The sequence below is a fragment of the Pseudomonas sp. LB3P31 genome, assembly GCF_054897945.1.
In genome coordinates this window covers 3743096-3767952 of sequence record NZ_CM142710.1, presented here as the reverse complement: position 1 = coordinate 3767952, position 24857 = coordinate 3743096, and the positions used below count along the sequence as shown (strand labels likewise).

At 60.2% G+C, this 24857-nt stretch carries 31 protein-coding genes; 18 read left to right on the top strand and 13 right to left on the bottom strand.

What is annotated here, in order from left to right; translation table 11 throughout:
* From ACYZTK_RS17090 to pilG, 3 genes are read right to left on the bottom strand one after another with little or no spacing between them, the layout of a single operon-like run.
* A complete protein-coding gene (locus ACYZTK_RS17090; RefSeq protein WP_462010961.1) occupies positions 1-534 on the bottom strand; it encodes a chemotaxis protein CheW in 534 nt (177 codons plus the stop codon).
* A 10-nt stretch (positions 535-544) separates the two neighbouring features.
* Positions 545-910 carry a twitching motility response regulator PilH gene (gene pilH, locus ACYZTK_RS17085; protein WP_462010960.1) on the bottom strand — a complete coding sequence of 122 codons (366 nt, stop codon included), beginning with the start codon at positions 908-910 and terminating at the stop codon, positions 545-547.
* A 57-nt stretch (positions 911-967) separates the two neighbouring features.
* The gene (gene pilG, locus ACYZTK_RS17080; RefSeq protein WP_462010959.1) at positions 968-1372 is read right to left on the bottom strand and encodes a twitching motility response regulator PilG; all 405 of its coding nucleotides are present in this window, start codon (positions 1370-1372) and stop codon (positions 968-970) included.
* Positions 1373-1708: 336 nt separating this feature from the next.
* On the opposite strand from pilG, the gene gshB reads away from it, so the two are divergent.
* The 7 genes from gshB (at position 1709) to ACYZTK_RS17045 (ending at position 7770) form a co-directional block, all read left to right on the top strand.
* Positions 1709-2680, top strand: coding sequence for a glutathione synthase (gene gshB / locus ACYZTK_RS17075; RefSeq protein WP_462010958.1), 972 nt, complete (start codon positions 1709-1711; stop codon positions 2678-2680).
* A gap of 106 nt (positions 2681-2786) precedes the next feature.
* On the top strand, positions 2787-3686 hold the full coding sequence (locus ACYZTK_RS17070) for an energy transducer TonB (protein WP_462010957.1): 900 nt from the start codon (positions 2787-2789) through the stop codon (positions 3684-3686).
* 180 nt (positions 3687-3866) lie between these two features.
* Positions 3867-4439: a YqgE/AlgH family protein gene (locus ACYZTK_RS17065; RefSeq protein ID WP_462010956.1), complete on the top strand. Its 573-nt coding sequence runs from the start codon at positions 3867-3869 to the stop codon at positions 4437-4439.
* Entirely contained in the window at positions 4439-4882 is a 444-nt protein-coding gene (gene ruvX / locus ACYZTK_RS17060; RefSeq protein WP_462010955.1) for a Holliday junction resolvase RuvX, read from the top strand. Before ACYZTK_RS17065 ends, ruvX begins: the two co-directional genes overlap by 1 nt.
* 81 nt (positions 4883-4963) lie before the next feature.
* The gene (gene pyrR / locus ACYZTK_RS17055; protein ID WP_462010954.1) at positions 4964-5470 is read left to right on the top strand and encodes a bifunctional pyr operon transcriptional regulator/uracil phosphoribosyltransferase PyrR; all 507 of its coding nucleotides are present in this window, start codon (positions 4964-4966) and stop codon (positions 5468-5470) included.
* A gap of 27 nt (positions 5471-5497) precedes the next feature.
* On the top strand, positions 5498-6502 hold the full coding sequence (locus ACYZTK_RS17050) for an aspartate carbamoyltransferase catalytic subunit (protein ID WP_310868145.1): 1005 nt from the start codon (positions 5498-5500) through the stop codon (positions 6500-6502).
* Positions 6499-7770 carry a dihydroorotase gene (locus ACYZTK_RS17045; protein WP_462010953.1) on the top strand — a complete coding sequence of 424 codons (1272 nt, stop codon included), beginning with the start codon at positions 6499-6501 and terminating at the stop codon, positions 7768-7770. Before ACYZTK_RS17050 ends, ACYZTK_RS17045 begins: the two co-directional genes overlap by 4 nt.
* Positions 7771-7865: 95 nt before the next feature.
* Here ACYZTK_RS17045 and ACYZTK_RS17040 read toward each other — a convergent pair whose 3' ends face one another.
* Positions 7866-8297, bottom strand: a complete 432-nt coding sequence (locus ACYZTK_RS17040) for an NINE protein (RefSeq protein ID WP_462010952.1) — start codon at positions 8295-8297, stop codon at positions 7866-7868.
* A 251-nt stretch (positions 8298-8548) separates the two neighbouring features.
* Here ACYZTK_RS17040 and ACYZTK_RS17035 point away from each other — a divergent pair, with 251 nt between their 5' ends.
* Entirely contained in the window at positions 8549-9157 is a 609-nt protein-coding gene (locus ACYZTK_RS17035) for a C40 family peptidase (RefSeq protein WP_462010951.1), read from the top strand.
* A 102-nt stretch (positions 9158-9259) separates the two neighbouring features.
* On the opposite strand, the gene ACYZTK_RS17030 is transcribed toward ACYZTK_RS17035, so the two are convergent.
* A complete protein-coding gene (locus ACYZTK_RS17030; protein ID WP_462010950.1) occupies positions 9260-10294 on the bottom strand; it encodes a type IV pilus twitching motility protein PilT in 1035 nt (344 codons plus the stop codon).
* Between the two features lie 57 nt (positions 10295-10351).
* On the opposite strand from ACYZTK_RS17030, the gene ACYZTK_RS17025 reads away from it, so the two are divergent.
* From ACYZTK_RS17025 to ACYZTK_RS16985, 9 genes are all read left to right on the top strand, one after another.
* Positions 10352-11038, top strand: coding sequence for a YggS family pyridoxal phosphate-dependent enzyme (locus ACYZTK_RS17025; RefSeq protein ID WP_462010949.1), 687 nt, complete (start codon positions 10352-10354; stop codon positions 11036-11038).
* A gap of 24 nt (positions 11039-11062) precedes the next feature.
* Complete coding sequence (gene proC / locus ACYZTK_RS17020; RefSeq protein ID WP_462010948.1) at positions 11063-11881, top strand: pyrroline-5-carboxylate reductase; 819 nt, start codon at positions 11063-11065, stop codon at positions 11879-11881.
* A 24-nt stretch (positions 11882-11905) separates the two neighbouring features.
* On the top strand, positions 11906-12493 hold the full coding sequence (locus tag ACYZTK_RS17015; RefSeq protein WP_462010947.1) for a YggT family protein: 588 nt from the start codon (positions 11906-11908) through the stop codon (positions 12491-12493).
* A gap of 183 nt (positions 12494-12676) precedes the next feature.
* A complete protein-coding gene (metX, locus tag ACYZTK_RS17010) occupies positions 12677-13816 on the top strand; it encodes a homoserine O-succinyltransferase MetX (protein ID WP_462010946.1) in 1140 nt (379 codons plus the stop codon).
* Positions 13817-13823: 7 nt separating this feature from the next.
* On the top strand, positions 13824-14444 hold the full coding sequence (metW, locus tag ACYZTK_RS17005; RefSeq protein ID WP_045059822.1) for a methionine biosynthesis protein MetW: 621 nt from the start codon (positions 13824-13826) through the stop codon (positions 14442-14444).
* 26 nt (positions 14445-14470) lie between these two features.
* A complete protein-coding gene (locus ACYZTK_RS17000) occupies positions 14471-14905 on the top strand; it encodes a DUF4426 domain-containing protein (protein WP_462010945.1) in 435 nt (144 codons plus the stop codon).
* Entirely contained in the window at positions 14902-15498 is a 597-nt protein-coding gene (gene rdgB, locus ACYZTK_RS16995; protein WP_462010944.1) for an RdgB/HAM1 family non-canonical purine NTP pyrophosphatase, read from the top strand. Before ACYZTK_RS17000 ends, rdgB begins: the two co-directional genes overlap by 4 nt.
* Positions 15495-16703, top strand: a complete 1209-nt coding sequence (gene hemW / locus ACYZTK_RS16990) for a radical SAM family heme chaperone HemW (RefSeq protein ID WP_462010943.1) — start codon at positions 15495-15497, stop codon at positions 16701-16703. The genes rdgB and hemW overlap by 4 nt, the downstream gene beginning before the upstream one ends.
* A gap of 21 nt (positions 16704-16724) precedes the next feature.
* Complete coding sequence (locus ACYZTK_RS16985) at positions 16725-17048, top strand: DUF3392 domain-containing protein (RefSeq protein WP_462010942.1); 324 nt, start codon at positions 16725-16727, stop codon at positions 17046-17048.
* A gap of 130 nt (positions 17049-17178) precedes the next feature.
* On the opposite strand, the gene trmB is transcribed toward ACYZTK_RS16985, so the two are convergent.
* The 4 genes from trmB to ACYZTK_RS16965 form a co-directional block, all read right to left on the bottom strand.
* On the bottom strand, positions 17179-17904 hold the full coding sequence (gene trmB / locus ACYZTK_RS16980) for a tRNA (guanosine(46)-N7)-methyltransferase TrmB (protein ID WP_462010941.1): 726 nt from the start codon (positions 17902-17904) through the stop codon (positions 17179-17181).
* Positions 17905-17913: 9 nt separating this feature from the next.
* Complete coding sequence (locus ACYZTK_RS16975; RefSeq protein ID WP_027926552.1) at positions 17914-18708, bottom strand: thiazole synthase; 795 nt, start codon at positions 18706-18708, stop codon at positions 17914-17916.
* A 60-nt stretch (positions 18709-18768) separates the two neighbouring features.
* Complete coding sequence (gene thiS / locus ACYZTK_RS16970; protein ID WP_165557463.1) at positions 18769-18969, bottom strand: sulfur carrier protein ThiS; 201 nt, start codon at positions 18967-18969, stop codon at positions 18769-18771.
* A 184-nt stretch (positions 18970-19153) separates the two neighbouring features.
* Positions 19154-19525 carry a DUF423 domain-containing protein gene (locus tag ACYZTK_RS16965; RefSeq protein ID WP_462010940.1) on the bottom strand — a complete coding sequence of 124 codons (372 nt, stop codon included), beginning with the start codon at positions 19523-19525 and terminating at the stop codon, positions 19154-19156.
* 73 nt (positions 19526-19598) lie between these two features.
* On the opposite strand from ACYZTK_RS16965, the gene mtgA reads away from it, so the two are divergent.
* Entirely contained in the window at positions 19599-20321 is a 723-nt protein-coding gene (gene mtgA, locus ACYZTK_RS16960) for a monofunctional biosynthetic peptidoglycan transglycosylase (RefSeq protein WP_462010939.1), read from the top strand.
* Positions 20322-20471: 150 nt separating this feature from the next.
* Here mtgA and rpoH read toward each other — a convergent pair whose 3' ends face one another.
* The 4 genes from rpoH to ftsY form a co-directional block, all read right to left on the bottom strand.
* Positions 20472-21326 (bottom strand): RNA polymerase sigma factor RpoH, encoded by an 855-nt coding sequence (gene rpoH, locus ACYZTK_RS16955; protein WP_007897890.1) that lies wholly within the window; start codon positions 21324-21326, stop codon positions 20472-20474.
* 113 nt (positions 21327-21439) lie between these two features.
* The gene (gene ftsX / locus ACYZTK_RS16950) at positions 21440-22462 is read right to left on the bottom strand and encodes a permease-like cell division protein FtsX (RefSeq protein ID WP_462010938.1); all 1023 of its coding nucleotides are present in this window, start codon (positions 22460-22462) and stop codon (positions 21440-21442) included.
* Positions 22459-23130 (bottom strand): cell division ATP-binding protein FtsE, encoded by a 672-nt coding sequence (gene ftsE / locus ACYZTK_RS16945; RefSeq protein ID WP_131061112.1) that lies wholly within the window; start codon positions 23128-23130, stop codon positions 22459-22461. Before ftsE ends, ftsX begins: the two co-directional genes overlap by 4 nt.
* Positions 23127-24647, bottom strand: a complete 1521-nt coding sequence (gene ftsY, locus ACYZTK_RS16940) for a signal recognition particle-docking protein FtsY (RefSeq protein ID WP_462010937.1) — start codon at positions 24645-24647, stop codon at positions 23127-23129. Before ftsY ends, ftsE begins: the two co-directional genes overlap by 4 nt.
* Between the last annotated feature and the right edge of the window lie 210 nt (positions 24648-24857).

Genomic DNA, 24857 nt, shown 5'->3' with positions numbered 1-24857 from the left:
TTACAAAGCCACGTGCATAAAAGCCTGCGACTGCGCCAACGCAAACGGGCTGAACACCTGCCAGTCCTGCTCACGCTGAAACCGGCCCTGGATGAACGGCGCAATCGGCCCGCTCAAATTATCCACCGTCGCCAGGCTGCCTTGGGCAAAATGCTGCAGGCCGAACACCTCATCCACCATCAACCCGGCGAACACCTCGCCGTGTTCCACCACCAGCACCCGCCGCTGCTTGCGCACCGCCGACAGCTCAAGGCCGAAGAACCCGCAGATATCCATGATCGGCAGCAAGCGCCCGCGCAAGTTGGCCACACCCTTGACCCAGGGCTTTACCCCGGGCAACTGAGTGAGTCGCGGTTCGTGCAGGACTTCGCTGATTTCGCCCATGGGCGCAACATACCAGTGCTCGCCCAGACGAAAACCTATGCCGCTCCAACTGTCCTGCCGGGTGGGCTGGGACGGTAGATCCGCTGCCAGCACTCGGCAGCGCTGATCGATCTGCAGCAACAGTTCGAAGGCAGTCAGCGATTCGCTCATGGCCCGACGATCAACCGGCCAGCACTTTATTAAGGGTTTCGATCAGAGTGTCTTCGTCGACCGGCTTGGTCAGGTAATCCCTGGCGCCCTGGCGCGTGCCCCAGACCTTGTCGGTTTCCTGATCCTTGGTGGTGATGATGATCACCGGGATGTGTCCGGTTTCCGGGTCCTTGGTCAGCTGCCGGGTGGCCTGGAAGCCGTTGAGGCCGGGCATGACGATGTCCATCAGTACCGCGTCAGGTTTTTCCTGGCGAGCCAGGGCCACGCCGTCGGCGCCGTTTTCGGCTTTCAAGACTTCATGACCGTGCTTTTCCAGCATGCCGGTCAGTTTGTACATTTCGGTCGGCGAGTCATCGACGATCAGAATTCGTGCCATGGTCTTCCCCATTCTTGTCGGCGCCGGGCCCGCTGGCCGAGCGTCACTGTGCGTATCCTACTGCGGCAAAACGGCGGCAAACCCCGGAACATGGGCCTGGATCGCGTTCAGCAATTCTTCCTTGCTGAAAGGCTTGGTCAAAAACTGGTCGGAGCCGACGATGCGTCCCTTGGCCTTGTCGAACAGCCCGTCCCTGGACGACAGCATGATCACTGGCGTGGACTTGAACGCATGGTTGTTCTTGATCAGGGCACAGGTCTGATATCCATCCAGGCGCGGCATCATGATGTCGACAAAGATGATGCCGGGGTGGTTGTCGACGATCTTCGCCAGCGCATCAAAACCATCGATGGCGGTGATGACCTCGCAGCCCACGTTTTTCAACAAGGTTTCGGCGGTGCGGCGAATCGTCTTCGAATCGTCGATCACCATGACTTTCAAGGCGCTGGAACGCTGATCCATATTTGCTCTACCGTCGCCTTTGCGAATCAAATTGTCCGTTTTCGGATCTTCTCGGGCTCGAAACCCTTGATGCTCAAGGGCCAAGCCTTTTTAGCACAGTCTCCAAATCCAATCTATCGGCCGACGGAGGCAGTGGTTTTTCCTTGACCGCAAACACGCCCGGCGCCACTCTGACGCCACTTTTATATAGCCCTGCGACCCGATCCAATGTGGGAGCGAGCTTGCTCGCGAAGGCGGCGTGTCAGCCAATTCAAGTGGTGACTGACACACCGTATTCGCGAGCAAGCCCGCTCCCACAGGGAATCGGCATAGCCCCCCAAATTCGAGGAATAACCCATGAGCGTTCGCGTCGGGATTGTCATGGATCCCATTGCCGGCATTTCCTATAAAAAGGATAGCTCGCTGGCCATGCTGCTGGCCGCACAGAAGCGCGGCTGGGAACTGTTCTATATGGAGCAGCGCGATCTGTATCAGGGCGAAGGTGAAGCCCGGGCGCGGATGCGCCCGCTGAAAGTCTTCGCCAACCCGGAAAAATGGTACGAGCTGGAAGCCGAAACCGACGCGCTGCTGAGCGATCTGGATGTGATCCTGATGCGTAAGGATCCGCCGTTCGACATGGAGTTCGTCTATTCTACCTACCTGCTCGAGCAGGCAGAGCGCGCCGGCGTGCTGATCGTCAACAAGCCGCAAAGCCTGCGCGACTGCAATGAAAAGCTGTTCGCCACGCTGTTCCCGCAGTGCACGCCGCCGACCGTGGTCAGCCGCCGAGCCGACGTGCTGCGCGAATTCGCTACCAAGCACGGCGATGTGATCCTCAAGCCGCTGGACGGCATGGGCGGCACCTCGATCTTCCGTCATCGCGCGGGCGATCCGAACCTGTCGGTGATCCTCGAAACCCTGACCGCGCTGGGCACCCAGCAGATCATGGGCCAGGCCTACCTGCCGGCGATCAAGGACGGCGACAAGCGCATCCTGATGATCGACGGCGAGCCTGTGGATTACTGCCTGGCGCGGATTCCGGCAGCCGGCGAAACCCGCGGCAACCTGGCAGCCGGTGGCCGTGGTGAAGCCCGTCCGCTCAGCGACAAGGATCGCTGGATCGCTGCCCAGGTGGGCCCGACCTTGCGCGAGAAAGGCCTGCTGTTCGTCGGCCTGGACGTGATTGGCGAGCACCTGACGGAGATCAACGTCACCAGCCCGACCTGCATTCGCGAGATCGACAATGCCTTCGGCACCGACATTGGCGGCCTGTTGATGGATGCGATCGAGAAGAAGCTGCAGGCGGTCAGCCTCAAGCCGCAAGCTTGAAGCACGCGACATACAGCTTGTCGCTTGTAACTTGAAGCTTGAAGCTAAAAACCAACATTGCGTTATCATGCCGGGCCCGTAAAAACGCGATGTTGGTTTTTTTGCCATGACCCTCCCGTCCGATCTGCCCGCCGAACTCGCCCACCGTGGTGTACGCCCGGCCGATCGCCTCGGATTTACCCTGTTTCTCGCGGCATTGATTCACCTGGCATTGCTGCTGGGCGTCGGCTTCAGCATGGTCGAGCCCAAACAAATCAGTAAAACTCTGGAAATCACCCTCGCCACCTTCAAAAGTGAAAAGAAGCCCGAGAAAGCCGATTTCCTTGCCCAGGAAAATCAACAGGGCAGCGGCACCCTGGACAAGAAGGCGATTCCCAAGACCACCGAGGTCGCGCCGTTCCAGGACAACAAGGTGCAGAAAGTCACGCCTCCGCCAGCCGCCAAACCTGAAGTTCAGGAAGCGCCGCCCAAGGCTGCGGTGACCACTGTCGCACCCAAGCCGAAAAAAGCCCCGGCAAAAACCGAAGCGCCCAAGACCGAGGCCAAACCCAAGGTGGCCGCGCCGACGTTCGACAGTGAGCAGCTGTCCAGCGACATCGCCAGCCTGGAAGCGGAACTGGCCAACGAACAACAGCTGTATGCCAAGCGCCCGCGCATCCACCGCCTGAGCGCCGCCTCGACCATGCGCGACAAGGGCGCCTGGTACAAGGATGAATGGCGCAAGAAGGTCGAGCGCATCGGCAACCTGAATTACCCCGACGAAGCCCGGCGCAAGCAGATCTACGGCAATTTGCGCCTGATGGTCTCGATCAACCGCGACGGCTCGCTGTATGAAGTGCTGGTGCTCGAGTCTTCCGGGCAGCCGCTGCTGGACCAGGCGGCCCAGCGCATCGTGCGGCTGGCAGCGCCGTTTTCCCCCTTCACCGGCGACCTCTCGGACATCGACCGCCTGGAAATCATCCGCACCTGGAAGTTCGCCCGCGGCGACAGGTTGTCCAGTAATTGACCACCGCAAATCCCCTGTGGGAGCGGGCTTGCTCGCGAAAGCGGTGTATCAGATAGCAATGATGCTGGCTGATCCACCGCCTTCGCGAGCAAGCCCGCTCCCACATTTGATCCGCGTGTACTGCCAAATTACGGCATCCCCAGCTTGTCAGTTCGCCCCTCCAACGCCACACTAGCGCTCATGAAAAACGTCAGCCCCAGCTACCTCAAGCATCATTTCCTGATCGCCATGCCGCACATGGCCGACCCGAACTTTGCCCACACCTTGACCTATATAGTCGAGCACACGGCCAATGGTGCCATGGGGCTGGTGGTCAACCGTCCGCAAGACCTGAGCCTGGCCGATATCCTCGAGCAATTGCGCCCCGATATCGAACCTCCAGCGCTGTGCCAGCATGTGCCGATTTTCATCGGCGGCCCGGTGCAGACCGATCGCGGCTTTGTCCTGCACCCTTCAGGGCAGAACTACCAGGCGACCGTTGATCTGGAAGGCGACCTGTCGCTGTCCACTTCCCAGGACGTGCTGTTCGCAATTGCCGACGGAGTCGGTCCGGCGAAAAGCGTGATTACCCTCGGTTACGCCGGCTGGGAAGCCGGGCAGCTGGAGTCCGAACTGTCCGACAACGCCTGGCTGACCTGCCCGTACAATGCCGACATCCTGTTCAACACCAGCAGCGAACTGCGCCTCGAAGCTGCGGCCCGGGACCTGGGGATCAACCTCAGCCTGCTGACCAGTCAGGCGGGGCACGCCTGATGGCCTTGCGGTTGATTCTCGGGTTTGACTACGGCACCAAACAGATCGGCGTTGCGGTCGGCCAGGTGATTACCGGCCAGGCTCGCGAGCTGTGCACCCTCAAGGCGCAGAATGGCATTCCCGACTGGAACCAGGTCGAAGCCCTGATCAAGGAGTGGAAGCCCGACGCGGTCGTGGTCGGCCTGCCTTTGAACATGGACGGCACGCCCAGCGACATGTGCTTGCGTGCGGAAAAATTCGCCCGCCGCCTCAATGGCCGCTACAACCTGCCCTTCTATACCCACGACGAACGCCTGACCACCTTTGAAGCCAAAGGCGAACGGCGTGATCGGGGCGGACAAAAAGGCAGTTACCGCGACAACCCAGTCGATGCGATCGCCGCCGCCCTGCTGCTGCAAGGCTGGCTCGACGAAAACGGCGCGCTGTTCGAATCCCAATCCTGAAGAGCCGCCATGCGACTCTCTTAGCTGCAACCCGGGCCACCGCTCAAGCAGAATCTGGCCCGGGACCAAGAAGGAGCAACCATGAGCCTACCCAATCCCGTCGAACTGATCAGCCAGATGGCGACCCGTCTCAAGGCGCACCTGGAACATCGCGGCATCAGCGAACCGCGCTACATCGGCATTCGCACCGGCGGAGTCTGGGTCGCCCAGGCCTTGCTCGATGAATTGGGTTGCGACGCGCCCCTGGGCACCCTGGACGTGTCCTTCTACCGTGATGACTTCAGCCAGAACGGCCTGCACCCGCAAGTGCGCCCTTCGGCGCTGCCTTTCGAGATCGAAGGCCAGCACCTGGTGCTGATCGATGACGTTCTGATGAGCGGCCGGACCATCCGCGCCGCCCTCAACGAGCTGTTCGACTACGGTCGCCCGGCCAGCGTGACGCTGGTCTGCCTGCTGGACCTGGACGCCGGCGAGCTGCCGATCCGCCCGAACGTGGTCGGTGCGACTCTGTCGCTGGCCGCCCATGAGCGGGTGAAACTGTCTGGCCCTTCGCCGCTGGTGCTGGAACTGCAAGACTTCGACCTTTAATTCGCCCTATTGAGAGTCCCCCTCGCGATGACGCCTCCAGACACCAAGCGCCCGCTGCAGCTCAATGATCAGGGCCAGCTGCGCCACTTCCTCTCGCTCGACGGTTTGCGCCGCGAGTTGTTGACGGAAATCCTCGACACCGCCGACTCGTTCCTCGAAGTCGGCGCCCGGGCGGTGAAAAAAGTCCCGCTGCTGCGCGGCAAGACCGTGTGCAACGTGTTCTTCGAAAACTCCACCCGCACCCGCACCACCTTCGAACTCGCCGCCCAGCGTCTGTCGGCAGACGTTATCACCCTGAACGTGTCGACCTCGTCGGCCAGCAAGGGCGAAACCCTGCTCGACACCCTGCGCAACCTCGAAGCCATGGCCGCCGACATGTTCGTCGTGCGCCACGGTGACTCCGGCGCGGCGCACTTCATCGCCGAGCATGTGTGCCCGCAGGTCGCGATTATCAATGGCGGCGACGGCCGTCATGCCCACCCGACCCAAGGCATGCTCGACATGCTGACGATCCGTCGGCACAAAGGTGGTTTCGAAAACCTGTCGGTAGCCATCGTCGGCGACATCCTGCACTCGCGGGTCGCGCGCTCGAACATGCTCGCGCTGAAAACCCTTGGCTGCCCGGACATCCGCGTGATTGCGCCAAAGACCCTGCTGCCGATCGGCATCGAGCAATACGGCGTGAAGGTCTACACCGACATGACCGAAGGCCTGAAAGACGTCGACGTAGTGATCATGCTGCGCCTGCAGCGTGAGCGCATGACCGGCGGCCTGCTGCCGAGCGAGGGCGAGTTCTACCGCCTGTTCGGCCTGACCACCGCGCGCCTGGCCGGGGCCAAGCCGGATTGCATCGTCATGCATCCGGGCCCGATCAATCGCGGGGTGGAGATCGAGTCCGCAGTGGCCGATGGCCCGCACTCGGTGATCCTCAACCAGGTGACCTACGGGATCGCCATTCGCATGGCCGTGCTGTCCATGGCCATGAGCGGGCAGACTGCCCAGCGCCAATTCGAGCAGGAGAACGCCCAGTGAAGCTCAGTATTCTCGGCGCCCGCGTGATTGATCCGGTCAGCGGGCTGGATCAAGTCACCGATATCCACGTTGAAGCCTGCAAAATTATCGCCCTGGGCGCCGCTCCTGCCGGTTTCGTCGCGGTCGATACCATCGACGCCCAAGGCCTGGTGGCCGCGCCTGGCCTGGTCGACCTGAATGTCGCCCTGCGCGAACCCGGCTACAGCCGCAAAGGTTCAATCATCAGCGAAACCCGTGCGGCGGCTGCCGGCGGCGTGACCAGCCTGTGCTGCCCGCCCAAGACCAAACCGGTGCTGGACACCTCGGCCGTTGCCGAACTGATACTCGACCGTGCCCGCGAGGCCGGCAACACCAAGGTGTTCCCGATCGGCGCCCTGAGCAAAGGCCTGGACGGTGAACAGCTGGCCGAGCTCGTTGCCCTGCGCGATGCCGGTTGCGTAGCTTTCGGCAACGGCCTGGAGAGTTTCCGCAATACCCGCACCCTGTGCCGGGCATTAGAATATGCAGCGACCTTCGACCTGACGGTAATCTTCAACTCCCAGGACCATGATCTGGCCGAAGGCGGCCTGGCCCACGAAGGCCCGACCGCAAGCTTCCTCGGTCTGCCGGGGATTCCGGAAACCGCAGAAACCGTGGCCCTGGCCCGGGACCTGCTGCTGGTCGAGCAAAGCGGCGTGCGTGCGCACTTCAGCCAGCTCACCAGCGCACGTGGTGTAGCTCTGATTGCCCAGGCTCAGGCGCGCGGCCTGCCGGTGACCGCCGATGTCGCTTTGTACCAGCTGATCCTGACGGACGAAGCGCTGATCGATTTCAGCAGCCTTTATCACGTCCAGCCGCCGCTACGGACTCGTGCCGACCGTGACGGCCTGCGCGAAGCGGTGAAATCCGGCGTGGTGTCGGCTATTTCCAGCCATCACCAGCCCCATGAGCGTGACGCCAAGCTGGCGCCATTCGGCGCCACCGAGCCGGGCATCAGCAGCGTCGAGTTGCTGCTGCCGCTGGCGATGACACTGGTTGAGGATGGTTTGCTGGACCTGCCAACACTGTTGGCGCGCCTGAGTGCCGGTCCGGCCGAGGCATTGCGCCTGCCGGCGGGCAAGCTGGCGGTAGGTGGGCCGGCGGATATCGTGCTGTTTGACCCAGCGGCCTCGACTGTGGCCGGGGAGAACTGGCTGTCGAAGGGTGAGAATTGCCCGTTCATTGGGCACAGTTTGCCGGGGGTGGTGCGGTATACGCTGGTGGATGGGCGGATTAGTCACCAGGCGTAACACCGAGTTGCCCCAATCGCGAGCAAGCTTTGCTCCCACAGTGGTTTTAGATCCTTGTCGGACCTACTGTGGGAGCAAGGCTTGCCCGCGATGACTTACTGGAAAGCGCCGCGATTCTGCGCGTTGCGCACCGACACCTGGTCATTCAAGGTCCAGAAGTCATACAGCACCCCTATGAAGAACAACCCACCCGTCACCAGGTACAACAACCCGCTGATCCATTTGCCCTGATACATCCGGTGCACACCAAACACACCAAGAAAGGTCAGCAAAATCCACGCAACGTTGTACTCGATCGGCCCCGCAGTAAAACGCAGGTCCGCTTCGCGATCCATGGCCGGAATCAGAAACAGGTCGATCAGCCAGCCAATCCCAAGCAGTCCAAAGGTGAAAAACCAGATCGTCCCGGTCACCGGCTTGCCGTAATAAAACCGGTGGGCGCCGGTAAAACCAAGGATCCACAGCAGATAGCCGATTACCTTGCTGTGGGTGTTCTGGTTGGGAACTGGGTGTTGATAGGTATTCATGAATGACCTCGATTCACACGATAGATAAATATTCTTTAATTCTTTGTGACTTTTTTACGCGTGGCCGACGTATGGCAAATGTTATCCTGTCGCTCGCTAAAGTCTTGTCGCATAAGGCATTTGTTATTTGCCTGACGTACATCTGCGGCCAATTTGGTTCCCTTGAGACTTCGGCGAATCGACCAACGGGTCCGGAATGGACAAAAAAGCTGTTATAAAGTTGCGCGCTAACCAATATAGAGCCCTGCCGAATGCGTCCATTTTTCAAGACATGGCTAACCATTTGCCTTTTGATGCCACTGGCCGCCCACGCCACCAATCGTGAGCAACGTCTTCCTAACGTTAATGGTTACACCCCGAAATCCCACGCTTCTGCTCCTTCGAGCAAAAGCAAAAAGACCGCTCCAACACTGACCAGCAAAAGCAGCCTGGTTCCGCCGATGGCGAGCAAGGAAAGCAGCAACGTGCTCAGCCGTGCGGTGAATGTGCTCGGTACCCCCTATCGTTGGGGCGGTAGCAGCCCAAGTAAAGGGTTCGATTGCAGCGGCCTGGTGAAATACGCGTTCAACGACGCGACATTTGACCTGCCTCGCACCTCGAACGCCATGGCCAGTGGTCATGGCGAGAAGGTCGATCGCAACGATCTGAAGCCTGGCGATCTAATTTTCTTCAATCTCAAGAGTCGCCGGGTCAATCACGTTGCCATCTACCTGGGTAACGACCGCTTTATCCACGCACCGCGTCGTGGCAAGTCGGTGAGTATCGATACTCTGAAAAAACCGTATTGGGAAAAACACTACGTGGTTGCCAAGCGGGTTCTGCCGAAAGAACAGAACGCGTTGCGGGTTGTTCAGCGCTGATTCGACGCAAGATCAAAAGATCGCAGCCTTCGGCAGCTCCTACAGGGATACGCGTCCTCCTGTAGGAGCTGCCGCAGGCTGCGATCTTTTGACTTTCAGCCTTCAGAAATTATCCGGCGACCGCGCCTTCTCCCGCGCATGCTCACGGCTGATCAGCCCCTTGCTCACCAGCTCCTTCAAGCACATATCCAGCGTCTGCATCCCCAGATTGCCCCCGGTCTGAATCGACGAGTACATCTGCGCAACCTTGTCTTCCCTGATCAGGTTACGGATCGCCGACGTTCCCAGCATGATCTCATGTGCCGCGATCCGTCCGCCGCCGATCTTCTTGATCAACGTCTGCGACACCACCGCCAGCAACGATTCCGACAGCATCGAGCGCACCATCGATTTCTCTTCACCCGGAAACACGTCCACCACCCGGTCGATAGTTTTAGCCGCCGAAGTGGTGTGCAGCGTTCCAAACACCAGATGCCCGGTCTCCGCTGCCGTCAGCGCCAGGCGGATGGTTTCCAGGTCGCGCATCTCCCCCACCAGAATGACATCCGGATCCTCGCGCAATGCCGAGCGCAGGGCCGTGGCAAAGCTGCGGGTATCGCGGTGCACTTCACGCTGATTGATCAGGCATTTACGCGACTCATGGACAAATTCGATAGGGTCTTCGATGGTCAGGATATGGTGATGACGATGGTTGTTCAGGTAATCGATCATGGCCGCCAGCGTGGTCGACTTGCCGGAACCGGTAGGCCCGGTGACCAGGACCAGGCCGCGCGGGGCATCGGTGATCTTGCGAAACACCTCGCCCATGCCCAGGTCATCCATGCTGAGCACCTTGGAGGGGATGGTTCGAAACACCGCCCCGGCCCCACGGTTCTGGTTGAAAGCATTGACCCGAAAGCGCGCCACTCCGGGTGCATCGAAGGAAAAGTCGGTCTCCAGGTGCTTCTCGAACTCCACGCGCTGGGTGTCGTTCATGATCGCGTATATCAGCTCCTGCACCTGCTTGTGGTCCAGCGCAGGCAGGTTGATGCGGCGAACATCGCCATCGACCCGAATCATTGGTGGCAGGCCGGCGGACAAATGCAGGTCGGACGCGCCCTGTTTGGCGCTGAAGGCCAGCAGCTCAGTGATATCCATAGCGCTCCTCAATTCCAGTAGAATGCCGCCAACCTCAGAACCGCCGGCGCCTCTTGAATGTCCACGATAGCAGACAACATCGCTCAGGTTAGCTCGCGCATCCGTGCCGCCGCCCAAGCCGCTCACCGCGACGAGCATAGTGTGCAACTGCTCGCCGTGAGCAAGACCAAGCCTGCCCAAGCCCTGCGCGAAGCGCATGCCGCCGGGATTCGCGACTTCGGCGAGAACTATCTGCAGGAAGCCCTGGGCAAACAGCTCGAATTGGCCGACCTGCCCTTGATCTGGCACTTCATCGGCCCCATTCAATCGAACAAGACTCGCGCTATCGCCGAGCATTTCGCCTGGGTGCATTCCGTGGATCGATTGAAAATCGCACAACGCCTGTCCGAACAGCGTCCCGCCGATTTGCCGCCACTGAATATCTGCATCCAGGTCAACGTTAGCGGTGAAGCCAGCAAATCCGGTTGCACCCCTGAAGATCTGCCGGCGCTGGCCCAGGCCATCAGCCAATTGCCGCGCATCAAGTTGCGTGGGTTGATGGCGATTCCCGAACCCACTGACGACCGCGCTGCCCAGGACGCTGCCTTTGCTGCCGTTCAGCAACTGCAAGCCAGCCTGGGTCTGCCGCTCGACACACTTTCCATGGGCATGAGCCACGACCTCGAGTCGGCCATCGCTCAAGGCGCCACCTGGGTCCGTATCGGTACGGCCCTGTTTGGCGCCCGTCATTACAGCCAGCCTTGACGGCTTTCTTTATAAGGACCTGACATGAGCAAGACTCGTATTGCCTTTATCGGTGCCGGTAACATGGCCGCCAGCCTGATCGGCGGCCTGCGCGCCAAAGGTCTGGAAGCAGCGCAGATCCGCGCCAGCGATCCGGGCGCGGAAACCCGATTGAAAGTGACTGCCGAACACGGTATCGAAGTCTTTGCCGACAACGCCGAGGCCATTCAGGACGCCGACGTGGTCGTACTGGCGGTCAAACCCCAGGCGATGAAGGCCGTGTGTGAAGCGATTCGTCCGAGCTTGAAACCAGATCAACTGATCGTGTCGATTGCCGCCGGCATCACCTGCGCGAGCATGAACAATTGGCTCGGTGCCCAGCCAATCGTGCGCTGCATGCCCAATACTCCGGCGCTGTTGCGTCAGGGCGTGAGCGGTTTGTTTGCCACCGCAGAAGTCAGTGAGGAGCAGCGCCAGCAGGCGCAGGAGCTGCTGTCTGCTGTCGGCCTGGCCCTGTGGCTGAATGAAGAGCAGCAACTGGACGCAGTGACCGCCGTGTCCGGCAGCGGCCCGGCTTACTTCTTCCTGTTGATCGAAGCGATGACCGCCGCCGGGGTGAAACTCGGCCTGCCAGCAGATATCGCCGCCCAGCTGACCTTGCAAACCGCGCTGGGCGCCGCGCACATGGCAGTCGCCAGTGATGTCGACGCGGCCGAACTGCGCCGTCGCGTCACGTCGCCGGCAGGCACCACTGAAGCTGCAATCAAATCGTTCCAGGCTGGCGGCTTCGAAGCGCTGGTAGAAAAAGCACTTGGCGCCGCTGCGTACCGCTCGGCCGAGATGGCAGAGCAACTCGGTCGCTAATCAGCTCTCATAAAGGAATCAACAATGCTCGGACTCAATGACGCTGCCGTTTTCATCATCAAAACCCTGGGCAGCCTGTACCTGCTGATCGTGCTGTTGCGCTTCATCCTGCAACTGGTCCGGGCAAACTTTTATAACCCGCTCTGCCAGTTCATCGTCAAAGCCACCCAGCCGCTGCTCAAGCCGCTGCGCCGGGTCATCCCGAGCATGTTCGGGCTGGACATGTCGTCGCTGGTATTGGCGCTGATCGTGCAGATGGTGTTGATCGCGGTGATCCTGTCGCTCAAAGGCTTCATGGTCGACTGGGTGTTGCTGGTGCCTTGGTCACTGATTGCACTGTTCTCGCTGTTTTTGAATATTCTGTTCTACGCGATGATCATCAGCGTGATCCTGTCCTGGGTCGCCCCTGGGAGCCACAATCCGGGCGCCGAGCTGGTCGCGCAGATTACTGAACCTGTACTCGCCCCGTTTCGCCGGATCATTCCGAACCTGGGCGGCCTCGACATCTCGCCGATCTTTGCGTTTATCGTAATCCAGCTGCTGCAAAGCTGGCTGATCCCGCGCCTGGCCTACTTTGCGCTGATGCCGCAGGGGTTACTTGGGTTGATCTGAGACCGCGTTATCGTTCATCGCGAGCAGGCTCACTCCTACAGGCGGACGCGCTCCACTGTAGGAGTGAGCCTGCTCGCGATGAATGCACCCCGGTACATCTGAATGTAATCAGCGCCGGCCTTTGCTTGCCGCTAACCCCACCGGTCTTTAGACTTACGCCTCATTTCAACGAGAGCAGGGTCGATGCCAACTGCCTTTCCCGCCGATTCTGTTGGTCTGGTGACGCCGCAAGTGGCGCACTTCAGCGAACCCCTGGCCCTGGCCTGTGGCCGTTCGCTCCCAGCCTATGACCTGATCTACGAAACCTACGGCACGTTGAACGCCTCGGCGAGCAACGCCGTGCTAATCTGCCATGCCTTGTCCGGACACCACCACGCGGCCGGCTTTCACAGCCCCGACGACCGCAAACCCGGTTGGTGGGACAGCTGCATCGGCCCCGGCAAGCCGATTGATACCAGTAAATTCTTCGTGGTCAGCCTGAACAACCTGGGCGGCTGCAATGGTTCCACCGGCCCGAGCAGCATCAATCCGGACACCGGCAAGCCATTCGGCGCCGACTTCCCGGTACTTACCGTGGAGGACTGGGTGCACAGCCAGGCGCGTCTGGCCGACCTGATCGGCATCGGCCAATGGGCCGCCGTAATCGGCGGTAGCCTGGGCGGCATGCAGGCGATGCAATGGAGCATCACCTACCCTGAGCGCATCCGGCATTGCCTTGCCATCGCCTCGGCGCCCAAGCTGTCGGCGCAAAACATCGCGTTCAACGAAGTGGCGCGCCAGGCGATCCTCACCGACCCCGAATTCCACGGCGGTTCGTTCCAGGAAGCCGGCGTGATCCCCAAACGCGGCTTGATGCTGGCTCGGATGGTCGGGCACATCACCTACCTGTCCGATGATTCCATGGGCGAGAAATTCGGCCGCGGCCTCAAGAGCGAAAAGCTCAACTACGACTTCCACAGCGTCGAGTTCCAGGTCGAAAGCTACCTGCGTTATCAGGGCGAGGAATTCTCCGGGCGGTTCGACGCCAACACCTATCTGCTGATGACCAAGGCCCTGGATTACTTCGACCCTGCGGCGAATTTTGAAGATGACCTGGCGAAAACCTTCGCCAACGCCCAGGCCAAGTTCTGCGTGATGTCGTTCACCACCGACTGGCGCTTCTCCCCTGCCCGTTCGCGGGAGTTGGTAGACGCGCTGATGGCGGCCAAGAAAGACGTGTGCTACCTCGAGATCGACGCTCCGCAAGGCCACGACGCCTTCCTGATTCCGATCCCGCGTTACCTGCAGGCGTTCAGCAACTACATGAACCGAATTTCGCTTTGAGGACATCATGAGAGCCGATCTGGAAATCATCCAGGAATGGATCCCCGCCGGCAGCCGCGTGCTCGACCTCGGTTGCGGCGACGGAGAACTGCTGACCTGGCTGCGCGACAACAAGCAGGTCACCGGCTATGGCTTGGAGAACGACCCGGACAACATCGCTGAATGCGTGGCCAAGGGCATCAACGTCATTGAGCAGGACCTGGACAAGGGCCTGGGCAACTTCGCCAGCAACAGTTTCGACATCGTGGTCATGACCCAGGCGTTGCAGGCGGTGCATTACCCGGACCGGATCCTCGACGAAATGCTGCGGGTCGGCCGCCAGTGCATTATTACCTTCCCCAACTTCGGCCATTGGCGCTGCCGCTGGTACCTGGCGAGCAAGGGCCGCATGCCGGTTTCCGATTTCCTGCCATACACCTGGTACAACACGCCAAACATCCACTTCTGCACTTTCGGTGACTTTGAAGAGCTGTGTCGCGAACGTGAAGCCAAGGTCATTGATCGGCTTGCCGTGGATCAACAGCATCGCCACGGGTGGGCCAGTAAGCTATGGCCTAATCTATTAGGTGAAATCGGCATCTACCGCGTCAGCAGCCCAGGGCTGCAAGACCACAAGATTGCGGTGTGACACACGACATTTCGAGGAGAACCAACATGGGTCGTCTAGCGCTGTTTGTACTTACTGCCTGCCTGAGCATGACAGCCATGGCCGCTGAAACCATCAAGGGTGACCGCCAGGAGAAATTCGGCGACGTGACGGTGCACTACAACACCTTCAATTCCACCTTCCTGACCCCGGACATCGCCAAAGCCGCAGAGCTTACCCGCAGCAAAAACCAGGGAGTGATCAACGTCTCGGTGCTCAAGGACGGCAAACCGCAGATGGCCCAGGTCAGCGGCACCATCAAGGACCTGACCAGCCAGAGTGTGAAGCTGAACTTCCGCCAGATCACCGAACAGGGCGCGATCTACTACATCGCGCAGTACCCGGTGGATCAGCAGGAAGTGCGCACCTTCGAAATCAAGGTGCAGAACGGCGATAAAATCAACACCATCAACTTCAACCAAGAGCTTTTCCCCGGCCAATGATGAACTTCACCCAACTCGTACTGGCCAGCCACAACGCCGGCAAACTCAAGGAACTCCAGGCCATGCTCGGCGACTCGGTGCAATTGCGCTCGATCGGCGAGTTCAGCACTGTCGAGCCTGAAGAAACCGGCCTGTCCTTCGTCGAGAACGCCATCCTCAAGGCCCGCAACGCTGCACGCATCTCCGGCCTGCCAGCCCTGGCGGACGACTCGGGCCTGGCGGTGGACTTTCTTGGCGGTGCGCCGGGTATCTATTCAGCGCGCTACGCTGATGGCCAGGGCGACGCGGCGAACAACGCCAAGCTGCTCGACGCCTTGAAGGAAGTGCCAGAAGCCGAGCGCGGCGCGCAGTTCGTCTGCGTCCTGGCACTCGTGCGTCACGCTGACGACCCGTTGCCGATCCTCTGCGAAGGCTTGTGGCAAGGGCGCATTCTGACCCAGGCGAGCGGCGAGCACGGGTTTGGCTACGATCCGCTGTTCTGGGTCCCGGAACGCGACTGCTCCAGCGCCGAGCTGAGTCCAGGCGACAAGAACCAGATCAGCCACCGCGCCCGTGCAATGGATCTGCTGCGCCAGCGTTTGGGCTTGAAATGACCCACGACTCCTCTGCGTCGCCGCTGATCTACGGCGGCGCCGCACAATCGCCTAGGGCTGCGCTTCCCGTGTTGCCGCCCCTGGCGTTGTACATCCACATTCCGTGGTGTGTACGCAAATGCCCTTATTGCGATTTCAACTCCCACGCGGCCAGCCCGGTGCTGCCGGAGGAAGAGTATGTCGATGCGTTGCTGGCCGATCTCGATCAGGACTTGCATGCAGTCTACGGCCGCGAGCTGAGTTCAATTTTCTTCGGCGGTGGCACGCCAAGCCTGTTCAGCGCCGCTGCTTTGGGTCGCCTGCTCAAAGGCGTCGAGCAGCGCATAACGTTTGCCAGCGACATCGAAATCACCCTGGAAGCCAACCCCGGGACGTTCGAGCAAGAGAAATTTGTTGCCTACCGTGCGCTTGGCATCAATCGCCTGTCGATCGGCATCCAGAGCTTCCAGGAACAGAAACTCAAGGCCCTGGGGCGGATTCATAACGGTGACGAAGCCTTGCGTGCCGCCGGGATGGCGCGCCAGGCCGGGTTCGACAACTTCAACCTGGACCTGATGCACGGCTTGCCCGATCAGTCCCTCGACGATGCGCTGAGCGACCTGCGCCAGGCCATCGCCCTGAAGCCGACCCACTTGTCCTGGTACCAACTGACGCTGGAGCCGAACACGGTGTTCTGGAACCAGCCGCCGACTCTGCCCGAAGACGACACGTTGTGGGACATCCAGGAAGCGGGCCAGGCATTGCTGGCCGAGCACGGTTACGCGCAATACGAAGTTTCGGCGTATGCCCAGACTGGCCGCGCCGCGCGGCACAATCTCAATTACTGGAGTTTCGGCGACTTCATCGGCATTGGTGCCGGCGCCCACGGCAAGCTCAGTCATCCGGACGGGCGCATCGTGCGCACCTGGAAGACCCGCCTGCCCAAGGATTACCTCAACCCGGCGAAAAAAAACTTTCAGGCCGGCGAGAAAACGCTGACCAACGAAGAGCTGCCGTTCGATTTCCTGATGAACGCCTTGCGCCTGACTGATGGCGTTGAATCGCGGCTGTACCCGGAACGCACCGGCCTGTCTCTGGAAAGCCTTGCTGATGGCCGGCTGGAGGCAGAACAAAGTGGCTTGTTGCAGGTCGAACCGTCACGCCTGGCAGCCACCGAGCGCGGCCAACTGTTCCTCAATGACTTGCTGCAGAAATTTCTGAGCTGATTTCGGACCTAAGGAAAATCCATGGATTTTGTACTCGACCTGCTAGCCACGGTATCTCGCTGGAGCCGCAGTAACCTATCGGAAATCGCCCTGGCGCTGGTGGGTTGCCTGCTGGTGTTGTTTGGTGCGGATTTCAAAGGCTGGGTCGAGCAACGCCTGGGCAGCGTCGCGGGCGCCTTGCGCGTGCCGATGATGGCCCTGCTGTGCATGGTCGGAAGTGGTGCTGCGCTGATTTATGCCACGCCGTGGATCATCAAGGGCTTGAGCCAGTTCAACAACTACAGCCTGGCACCGGTGCTGGTGGTGGTGCTGGTGTTGATTGGCGTAGTAGCTGACCGCCGCTAATTTAGACACCACACAAAACAAATGTGGGAGCGGGCTTGCTCGCGAAGGCGGTGTGTCATTCAACTTGATGTCGACTGACACACCGCCTTCGCGAGCAAGCCCGCTCCCACATTTTGGTTCAGCGTACGGCTCAGGACTGCTTTTCGAACTTCAGATCCCACACCCCATGCCCAAGTCGTTCGCCGCGGCGTTCGAACTTGGTGATCGGCCGCTCGGCCGGGCGTGGCACGCATTTGCCGTCTTCGGCCAGGTTGCGATAACCCGGCGCGACATTCATCACTTCCAGCATGTATTCAGCATAGGGTTCCCAGTCGGTAGCCATGTGCAAGACTCCGCCGACCTTCAACTTACTGCGCACCAGCTCAGCGAACGACGCCTGAACGATCCGGCGCTTGTGGTGACGGCTCTTGTGCCATGGATCCGGGAAAAACAGCATCAGGCGATCGAGGCTGTTGTCGGCGATGCAGCGGTCAAGCACCTCGATCGCGTCGCAATCGTAGACCCGCAAGTTGGTCAGGCCCTGGGTCAGCACGCCATTGAGCAGCGCGCCGACACCCGGACGGTGTACCTCGACGCCAATGAAATCCTGCTCCGGCGAAGCCGCAGCCATTTCCAGCAGCGAATGGCCCATGCCAAAACCGATTTCCAGCGAACGCGGTGCCGAGCGACCGAACACCTGATCGAAGTCCACCGGCGAGTCAGCCAGCGGCAGGACGAACAGCGGCGTGCCCTGGTCGAGGCCTTTTTGCTGGCCCTCGGTCATGCGCCCGGCGCGCATCACAAAACTCTTGATGCGGCGATGTTGGCGCTCTTCGCCTTCTTCCGGCTGGATAGGCGTTTCGTTTGATTCAGTCATCAATGGCTCTTACTTGATCAGACCATCCAGCGGCGAGGAGGCGCTGGCATAGAGTTTTTTCGGCATGCGACCGGCGAGGTAGGCCAGGCGGCCCGCGACGATCGCATGTTTCATGGCTTCGGCCATCATGACCGGCTGCTGGGCGTGGGCGATGGCCGAGTTCATCAGCACCGCCTCGCAACCCAGCTCCATGGCGATAGTGGCGTCGGAGGCGGTACCCACACCGGCATCCACCAGCACCGGGATCTTGGCTTCTTCAAGAATGATCTGCAGGTTGTACGGGTTGCAGATCCCCAGGCCCGTGCCGATCAGCCCGGCCAGCGGCATCACCGCGATAACGCCGATTTCCGCCAGCTGACGGGCAATGATCGGGTCATCGCTGGTGTAGACCATCACGTCAAAACCTTCCTTGACCAGCACTTCGGCGGCCTTGAGGGTTTCGATCACGTTGGGGAACAGGGTTTTCTGGTCCGCCAGCACTTCAAGCTTCACCAGATTGTGGCCGCCGAGCAGCTCACGGGCCAGGCGACAGGTGCGCACGGCCTCGGTCGCATCGAAGCAACCGGCGGTGTTGGGCAGGAAAGTGTAGCGATCCGGCGACAGGACTTCGAGCAGGTTCGGTTCGCCCGGGTTCTGGCCGAGGTTGGTACGGCGCACGGCAAACGTGACGATCTCGGCACCCGAGGCTTCGATGGCCAGACGGGTTTCTTCCATGTCACGGTACTTGCCAGTGCCTACCAGCAAACGCGACTGGTAAGTACGACCGGCCAGGACGAAGGGCTTGTCGCTACGAACGATGCTCATGGGAAATCCTCTGTAGGGGTGAGGTTCTTGCAGAATTCTGTGCCCGTTCAGGCCGTGGAACTAGCCGCCGCCGATGGCGTGTACCACTTCGACGTTGTCGCCGTCGTTCAGCGTGGTGTCGGCATGCTGGCTGCGCGGGACGATATCCAGATTGAGTTCGACCGCCACCCGGCGTCCGGTCAGTTCCAGACGGGTCAGCAGGGCCGCAACGGTTTCACCGTCGGGCAATTCAAGGGATTCGCCGTTCAACTGAATGCGCATGCCGCAAGCCACCATCATTTTTAGGGGCTGGCATTCTAGCCCGATCAGTCAGATCGACCCAAGCCATTCGTCTTGAAATGCAATCCCTCCCGTAGGAGCTGCCGCAGGCTGCGATCTTTTGATCTGGCTCTTTTAAGATCAAAAGATCGCAGCCTGCGGCAGCTCCTACGGGAATCGGGACAATTCAGGTGAGTCGCCAGGCGGCGAGGCCAAGACACAGCCAGCCCACCAGGAACGCCAGCCCGCCAAATGGCGTGATGATCCCGAGCTTGCTGATACCCGTCATGGTCAACACATACAGGCTTCCGGAAAACAGCAGAATGCCGATGGCAAAAGACGCGCCGGCCCAGGTAGCCAGGCGTCCCGGTATCTGCGCGGCCAGCAGCGCCACGCCCAGCAGCGCCAGGGTGTGCACCAGTTGATAGGTCACGCCTGTATGAAAAATCGCCAGATACTCAGGTGTCAGGCGGTTTTTCAGGCCGTGGGCAGCGAAGGCGCCAAGGGCTACGCCGGTAAAGCCGAAAAAAGCGGCCAGCATCAGAAAGCCACGCAGCATGAGAACTCCAGTCAGACTCGATCAACAGGGTCTGTATAATGGCCCGCTCAACGGGTTCGGCCAAGCCATCTCTATGCTGCGTTTATTTCTAAGACGATTCACCAAGGCCGTGCTCTGGTTCGCGGGCGGCAGCGTATTGCTGGTACTGATTTTTCGCGTGGTGCCACCACCGGGGACGGCCTTGATGGTCGAGCGCAAGGTCGAATCCTGGTTCGACGGCGAGCCGATCGACCTGCAGCGTACCTGGAAACCCTGGGATGAAATCTCCGACGACCTGAAGGTCGCGGTGATTGCCGGCGAGGATCAGAAATTCCCCGAACACTGGGGCTTCGACTTCGGGGCGATTCAGAAAGCCCTGGCTCACAACGAGTTGGGTGGATCCATTCGCGGCGCCAGCACCCTGAGCCAGCAGGTTTCGAAGAATCTGTTCCTGTGGTCCGGCCGCAGCTGGCTGCGCAAGGGCCTGGAAGCCTGGTTTACCGGGCTGATCGAGGTGCTGTGGCCCAAGCAGCGGATTCTTGAGGTGTACCTCAACAGTGTTGAGTGGGATGAAGGCGTATTTGGCGCTGAAGCGGCGGCGCGGCACCACTTTGGTGTCAGCGCCAAGGGCCTCAGTCGCCAGCAGTCGAGCTTGTTGGCAGCTGTGCTGCCCAACCCGCGAGTCTGGAGCGCGAGCCACCCGACCAACTACGTCGCGCGCCGCGCCGGCTGGATTCGCCAGCAGATGAGTCAGCTGGGGGGTGACAGCTACCTCCTAGGGCTGAACGATTCGCGCAGGGTGCCTTGGGCTCCGTAAGCCTCAAAATCACAAGATCGCAGCCTTCGGCAGCTCCTACAGGTGTACACATTCCACTGTAGGAGCTGCCGAAGGCTGCGATCTTTTGATCTTCCAAACAAAAACGCCCCGATCAATGATCGGGGCGTTTTTTACTGCCGGGCGCGGAAATTAAGCCGCAATCGACAACTTCAGCTTATTCATCGCACTCTTCTCAAGCTGACGAATACGCTCGGCCGACACGTTGTACTTCTGCGCCAGGTCATGCAGCGTGGCCTTCTCTTCAGCCAACCAGCGCTGATAGAGAATGTCGCGACTGCGGTCGTCCAGCACTTCCAGTGCTTCGTGCAGGTTGTGGTTGGAGTTGTCGCTCCAGTCGGCATCTTCCAGTTGACGAGCCGGGTCGTACCGGTGGTCTTCCAGATAGTTGGCCGGCGATTGGAAAGCACTGTCGTCGTCCGCTTCCGCAGCCGGGTCGAAGGCCATGTCATGGCCGGTCAGGCGACTCTCCATCTCACGCACTTCCCGCGGCTCAACGCCGAGGCTTTCCGCCACACGGTGGACTTCCTCGTTGTTCAACCAGGCCAGACGTTTCTTCTGGCTGCGCAGGTTGAAGAACAGCTTGCGCTGGGCCTTGGTGGTCGCGACTTTCACGATGCGCCAGTTGCGCAGGATGAACTCGTGAATTTCCGCCTTGATCCAGTGCACAGCGAACGAAACCAGACGCACACCCATTTCCGGGTTGAAGCGTTTCACGGCCTTCATCAGGCCGACGTTGCCTTCCTGGATCAGGTCAGCCTGAGCCAGGCCGTAGCCGGAATAGCTACGGGCAATGTGTACAACAAAACGCAGGTGGGCGAGCACCATCTGCCGAGCCGCCCCCAAATCCTGCTCATAATAGAGACTCTCGGCCAGTTCACGCTCCTGCTCCGGAGTCAGCAATGGAATGCTGTTCACGGTGTGCACATAGGCTTCCAGGTTCGCACCCGGGACCAGAGCATATGCAGGTTGCAAAGAATTGGTCATACGAAAAAACCTCCGTCTTACATAACTCGTGCAGTTCAGCACTGCGAAAATTGACCGGAAACCGAAGAACAAGTTCCCATAAACGCTGAAAGGTCAATACGAGCAAAATGATATTACTTGGGCGCCAGCTCCCGCAGGTGGCGAGCGACTGCAATCCATGCACCGATATAACCCAACAGCACCGCGCCAAGCAAGAGTGACAGACCATCGGCAACCGGAACCCCGGCCAACGCGAAATCACTACCGTACAAACCGGCCAGGCCGACCACCGCATCGTTCAGCCAATCCAGCCCGAACGCCAACAGCCCCCACGAAAAAACCCCTGCACCCAAGCCATACAGCGCGCCCATGTACAAAAAGGGCCTGCGTACATAACTGTCAGTGCCGCCGACGAGTTTAATCACTTCTATCTCTGTGCGGCGGTTTTCAATATGAAGACGAATGGTATTGCCTATCACCAAAAGTAATGCAGAAACCAGCAGCACAGTCAGACCGAACACAAAACGGTCACCCAGCTTGAGGATCGCTGCCAAACGCTCGACCCAGACTAGATCAAGTTGCGCCTGCTGTACCTTCGGCAACTCGGATAGTTTTTGTCTTAATGCTTCAAGCGCTGGCTTGTCGACTTCGTTCGGCGTCACCAGGATCACGCCCGGCAGCGGGTTTTCCGGCAATTCCTTGAGTGCATCACCCAGTCCGGACTGCTGCTGGAACTCTTCCAGCGCCTGATCGCGGCCAACGTATTCGGCCTCGGCGACGCCCGGGATGGCCTTGATCTGCTCTCGCAACGCTTCCCCTTGCTCAGGGCTGGCATCGAGTTGCAGGTACAGGGAAATCTGCGCCGCGCGCTGCCAGGAACCGCCAAGACGCTCGACGTTACCTAGCAGAAGTGACAGGCCCATGGGCAGGCTCAAGGCAACTGCCATCACCATGCAGGTAAAAAAGCTGCCGATAGGCTGTTTGCCCAAGCGGCGCAAACTGTCCATCAGGCTGGCGCGATGACTTTCGATCCAGGCATGGAACTGCGTGGCAAAGTCGGGACCGTCATCGTCGTCGCGTTTTTTCTTTTTCGGCTGGGGGTCGGCGGCCTTCGGGGCCACGCGCTCGGAAACTTTGGGGCTGCGAGTAGCACTCATACGCCGGCCTCCCCGTCGCCGATCAGTCGGCCACGCTGCAGGGTCAGCATGCGGTGACGCATGCGGGCGATCAGTGCCAGGTCGTGACTGGCGATCAGCACGCTTGTGCCCAGGCGGTTGATGTCTTCGAACACGCCCATGATCTCGGCCGCCAGGCGCGGGTCGAGGTTACCGGTCGGTTCGTCCGCCAGCAGCAAGGCCGGGCGGTGCACGATGGCGCGGGCGATGCCGACGCGCTGTTGCTGACCAGTAGACAGGTCGCCAGGGTACAGATCGGTCTTGTCGGACAGCGCCACACGCTCGAGGGCGGAGTCCACGCGCTTGACGATCTCGGCCTTGGACAGCCCGAGAATCTGCAGCGGCAAGGCGATGTTATTGAATACCGTGCGATCGAACAGCAGCTGGTGATTCTGGAACACCACGCCTATCTGGCGACGCAAGTAGGGAATCTGCGCATTGCTGATGGTAGCGAGGTCCTGCCCGGCCAGCAGCAATTTGCCGGTGGTCGGGCGCTCCATGGCCAACAGCAGCCGCAGTAATGTGCTTTTACCGGCGCCGGAATGCCCGGTAACAAACAAGAACTCGCCTCGACGAACCCGAAAGCTCAGTTCATGCAAGCCAACGTGACCGTTCGGATAGCGTTTACCGACCTGTTCGAAACGAATCATGAACGCTCCCGCTCGGCAAACAGTGCCTGGACAAAGGGTTCTGCTTCAAAAGTACGCAAGTCATCGATGCCTTCGCCGACGCCGATGTAGCGAATGGGCAAGCCGAACTGCTTGGCCAGGGCGAAAATCACCCCACCCTTGGCGGTGCCATCAAGCTTGGTCAGCGCCAGACCGGTCAGTTCGACGGTCTGGTTGAATTGCTTGGCCTGGTTGATCGCGTTCTGTCCGGTACCGGCGTCAAGCACCAGTAACACCTCGTGCGGCGCGTCGGCGTCGAGTTTGCTGATGACCCGGCGGACCTTCTTCAGCTCTTCCATCAGGTTGTCTTTGGTGTGCAGGCGACCAGCGGTGTCGGCGATCAGCACGTCAATGCCACGGGCCTTGGCGGCCTGCACGGCATCGAAGATAACCGAAGCCGAGTCGGCACCGGTGTGCTGGGCGATCACCGGGATCTTGTTGCGCTCGCCCCAGACCTGCAATTGCTCGACCGCAGCGGCACGGAAGGTGTCACCGGCGGCCAGCATGACCTTCTTGCCTTCCAGTTGCAGCTTCTTCGCCAGCTTGCCAATGGTGGTGGTCTTGCCCGCGCCGTTGACGCCAACGACCAGAATCACGAACGGCTTGTTTTGCGAGTTGATTTTCAGCGGCTGCTCGACCGGCTTGAGCATCGCCGCCAATTCAGCCTGCAGCGACTTGTACAGCGCATCGGCGTCGGTCAGTTCCTTGCGCGCAACCTTCTGGGTCAGGCGCTGGATGATCACCGAAGTGGCTTCGACGCCGACGTCGGCGGTCAACAAACGGGTTTCGATGTCTTCAAGCAGCTCGTCATCGATGATCTTCTTGCCGAGGAACAGGCTGGCCATGCCTTCGCCAATGCTGGCGCTGGTCTTGGACAAGCCTTGCTTGAGCCGGGCGAAGAAGCCCGCCTTGGATTCTTCGGTACGTGCCGGTTCAGCGGCAGGTTCGATGACAGCAACTGGCGCCTCGACTACCGAGGCGAGGACCGGAGCCGGTACAGGCTCGGGTGCGGCAACTACTACTGGCTCTGGCTCTGGCGCTGGCTCTGGCATCAGCGCTACCGCAACCGGCTCAGGCTCGGTCAACACCACCGGATTGACAGCGGGTTCAACAAACAGCGCCTGCTCAGGTTCAGGAGCAACAAACGTCGGCGCCGGAATCGGTGGCGGCAGGTGGGGTGCCAATTCATCCTCAACCAACGCCACAGGCTCTTCCGCCACGGGCAGCTTCAACCAGGCCTCGGCCGCCTGGGTTGGAATCGGAGCCTGTTCAGCCACGACTTCAGGCTCAGGCTCGGCGATCGGTTGCAGCACCGGCTCGGCGATCGGCAGGACTATCGGCGCAGGTTCCTCGTCCAATACTGGCTCGGGTACCGGCTCAGGAAGTGGCTGTGGCTGTTCGACGACGGTTTCCTGCGGCTTTTTGCGCAGCCATCCGAACAGGCCTTTTTTCTCGCCAGCCGCAGCTGGGGTCTTCTTGTCGTCGTTGGAACCAAACATGGAGGACGGCTATCTCACGGTAGCGAAGCGCCCACAGGCGCCCCGACAAATAAATATTCGATGCTGAACAGACTGCGATTGATCGAGCTTGTTCACGCGCAACATTTGTAGAGGTGCACACGACACCTCAGGAAAACGATTTAACACAGGACTAAGGCGGCAAAATCGGCGAAAAAGTAGAACTCTGCTGATAACTGTCGAATTCCCGTG

What these genes read in the sequence shown, in the direction of transcription:
- ACYZTK_RS17090 (WP_462010961.1), bottom strand. Translation starts at nt 534, where the DNA reads ATGAGCGAATCGCTGACTGCCTTCGAACTGTTGCTGCAGATCGATCAG.
- ACYZTK_RS17065 (WP_462010956.1), top strand. Translation starts at nt 3,867, where the DNA reads ATGAAAAACGTCAGCCCCAGCTACCTCAAGCATCATTTCCTGATCGCC.
- rpoH (WP_007897890.1), bottom strand. Translation starts at nt 21,326, where the DNA reads ATGACCAATTCTTTGCAACCTGCATATGCTCTGGTCCCGGGTGCGAAC.
- ACYZTK_RS17030 (WP_462010950.1), bottom strand. Translation starts at nt 10,294, where the DNA reads ATGGATATCACTGAGCTGCTGGCCTTCAGCGCCAAACAGGGCGCGTCC.
- ruvX (WP_462010955.1), top strand. Translation starts at nt 4,439, where the DNA reads ATGGCCTTGCGGTTGATTCTCGGGTTTGACTACGGCACCAAACAGATC.
- ACYZTK_RS17070 (WP_462010957.1), top strand. Translation starts at nt 2,787, where the DNA reads ATGACCCTCCCGTCCGATCTGCCCGCCGAACTCGCCCACCGTGGTGTA.
- ACYZTK_RS16975 (WP_027926552.1), bottom strand. Translation starts at nt 18,708, where the DNA reads ATGAGCATCGTTCGTAGCGACAAGCCCTTCGTCCTGGCCGGTCGTACT.
- trmB (WP_462010941.1), bottom strand. Translation starts at nt 17,904, where the DNA reads ATGACTGAATCAAACGAAACGCCTATCCAGCCGGAAGAAGGCGAAGAG.
- thiS (WP_165557463.1), bottom strand. Translation starts at nt 18,969, where the DNA reads ATGCGCATTCAGTTGAACGGCGAATCCCTTGAATTGCCCGACGGTGAA.
- proC (WP_462010948.1), top strand. Translation starts at nt 11,063, where the DNA reads ATGAGCAAGACTCGTATTGCCTTTATCGGTGCCGGTAACATGGCCGCC.
- pilH (WP_462010960.1), bottom strand. Translation starts at nt 910, where the DNA reads ATGGCACGAATTCTGATCGTCGATGACTCGCCGACCGAAATGTACAAA.
- ACYZTK_RS17025 (WP_462010949.1), top strand. Translation starts at nt 10,352, where the DNA reads ATGTCCACGATAGCAGACAACATCGCTCAGGTTAGCTCGCGCATCCGT.
- ACYZTK_RS17050 (WP_310868145.1), top strand. Translation starts at nt 5,498, where the DNA reads ATGACGCCTCCAGACACCAAGCGCCCGCTGCAGCTCAATGATCAGGGC.
- ACYZTK_RS17035 (WP_462010951.1), top strand. Translation starts at nt 8,549, where the DNA reads ATGCGTCCATTTTTCAAGACATGGCTAACCATTTGCCTTTTGATGCCA.
- ftsX (WP_462010938.1), bottom strand. Translation starts at nt 22,462, where the DNA reads ATGAGTGCTACTCGCAGCCCCAAAGTTTCCGAGCGCGTGGCCCCGAAG.
- ACYZTK_RS16985 (WP_462010942.1), top strand. Translation starts at nt 16,725, where the DNA reads ATGGATTTTGTACTCGACCTGCTAGCCACGGTATCTCGCTGGAGCCGC.
- pilG (WP_462010959.1), bottom strand. Translation starts at nt 1,372, where the DNA reads ATGGATCAGCGTTCCAGCGCCTTGAAAGTCATGGTGATCGACGATTCG.
- ftsE (WP_131061112.1), bottom strand. Translation starts at nt 23,130, where the DNA reads ATGATTCGTTTCGAACAGGTCGGTAAACGCTATCCGAACGGTCACGTT.
- metW (WP_045059822.1), top strand. Translation starts at nt 13,824, where the DNA reads ATGAGAGCCGATCTGGAAATCATCCAGGAATGGATCCCCGCCGGCAGC.
- ACYZTK_RS17015 (WP_462010947.1), top strand. Translation starts at nt 11,906, where the DNA reads ATGCTCGGACTCAATGACGCTGCCGTTTTCATCATCAAAACCCTGGGC.
- pyrR (WP_462010954.1), top strand. Translation starts at nt 4,964, where the DNA reads ATGAGCCTACCCAATCCCGTCGAACTGATCAGCCAGATGGCGACCCGT.
- ACYZTK_RS16965 (WP_462010940.1), bottom strand. Translation starts at nt 19,525, where the DNA reads ATGCTGCGTGGCTTTCTGATGCTGGCCGCTTTTTTCGGCTTTACCGGC.
- ftsY (WP_462010937.1), bottom strand. Translation starts at nt 24,647, where the DNA reads ATGTTTGGTTCCAACGACGACAAGAAGACCCCAGCTGCGGCTGGCGAG.
- metX (WP_462010946.1), top strand. Translation starts at nt 12,677, where the DNA reads ATGCCAACTGCCTTTCCCGCCGATTCTGTTGGTCTGGTGACGCCGCAA.
- hemW (WP_462010943.1), top strand. Translation starts at nt 15,495, where the DNA reads ATGACCCACGACTCCTCTGCGTCGCCGCTGATCTACGGCGGCGCCGCA.
- mtgA (WP_462010939.1), top strand. Translation starts at nt 19,599, where the DNA reads ATGCTGCGTTTATTTCTAAGACGATTCACCAAGGCCGTGCTCTGGTTC.
- rdgB (WP_462010944.1), top strand. Translation starts at nt 14,902, where the DNA reads ATGATGAACTTCACCCAACTCGTACTGGCCAGCCACAACGCCGGCAAA.
- gshB (WP_462010958.1), top strand. Translation starts at nt 1,709, where the DNA reads ATGAGCGTTCGCGTCGGGATTGTCATGGATCCCATTGCCGGCATTTCC.
- ACYZTK_RS17040 (WP_462010952.1), bottom strand. Translation starts at nt 8,297, where the DNA reads ATGAATACCTATCAACACCCAGTTCCCAACCAGAACACCCACAGCAAG.
- ACYZTK_RS17000 (WP_462010945.1), top strand. Translation starts at nt 14,471, where the DNA reads ATGGGTCGTCTAGCGCTGTTTGTACTTACTGCCTGCCTGAGCATGACA.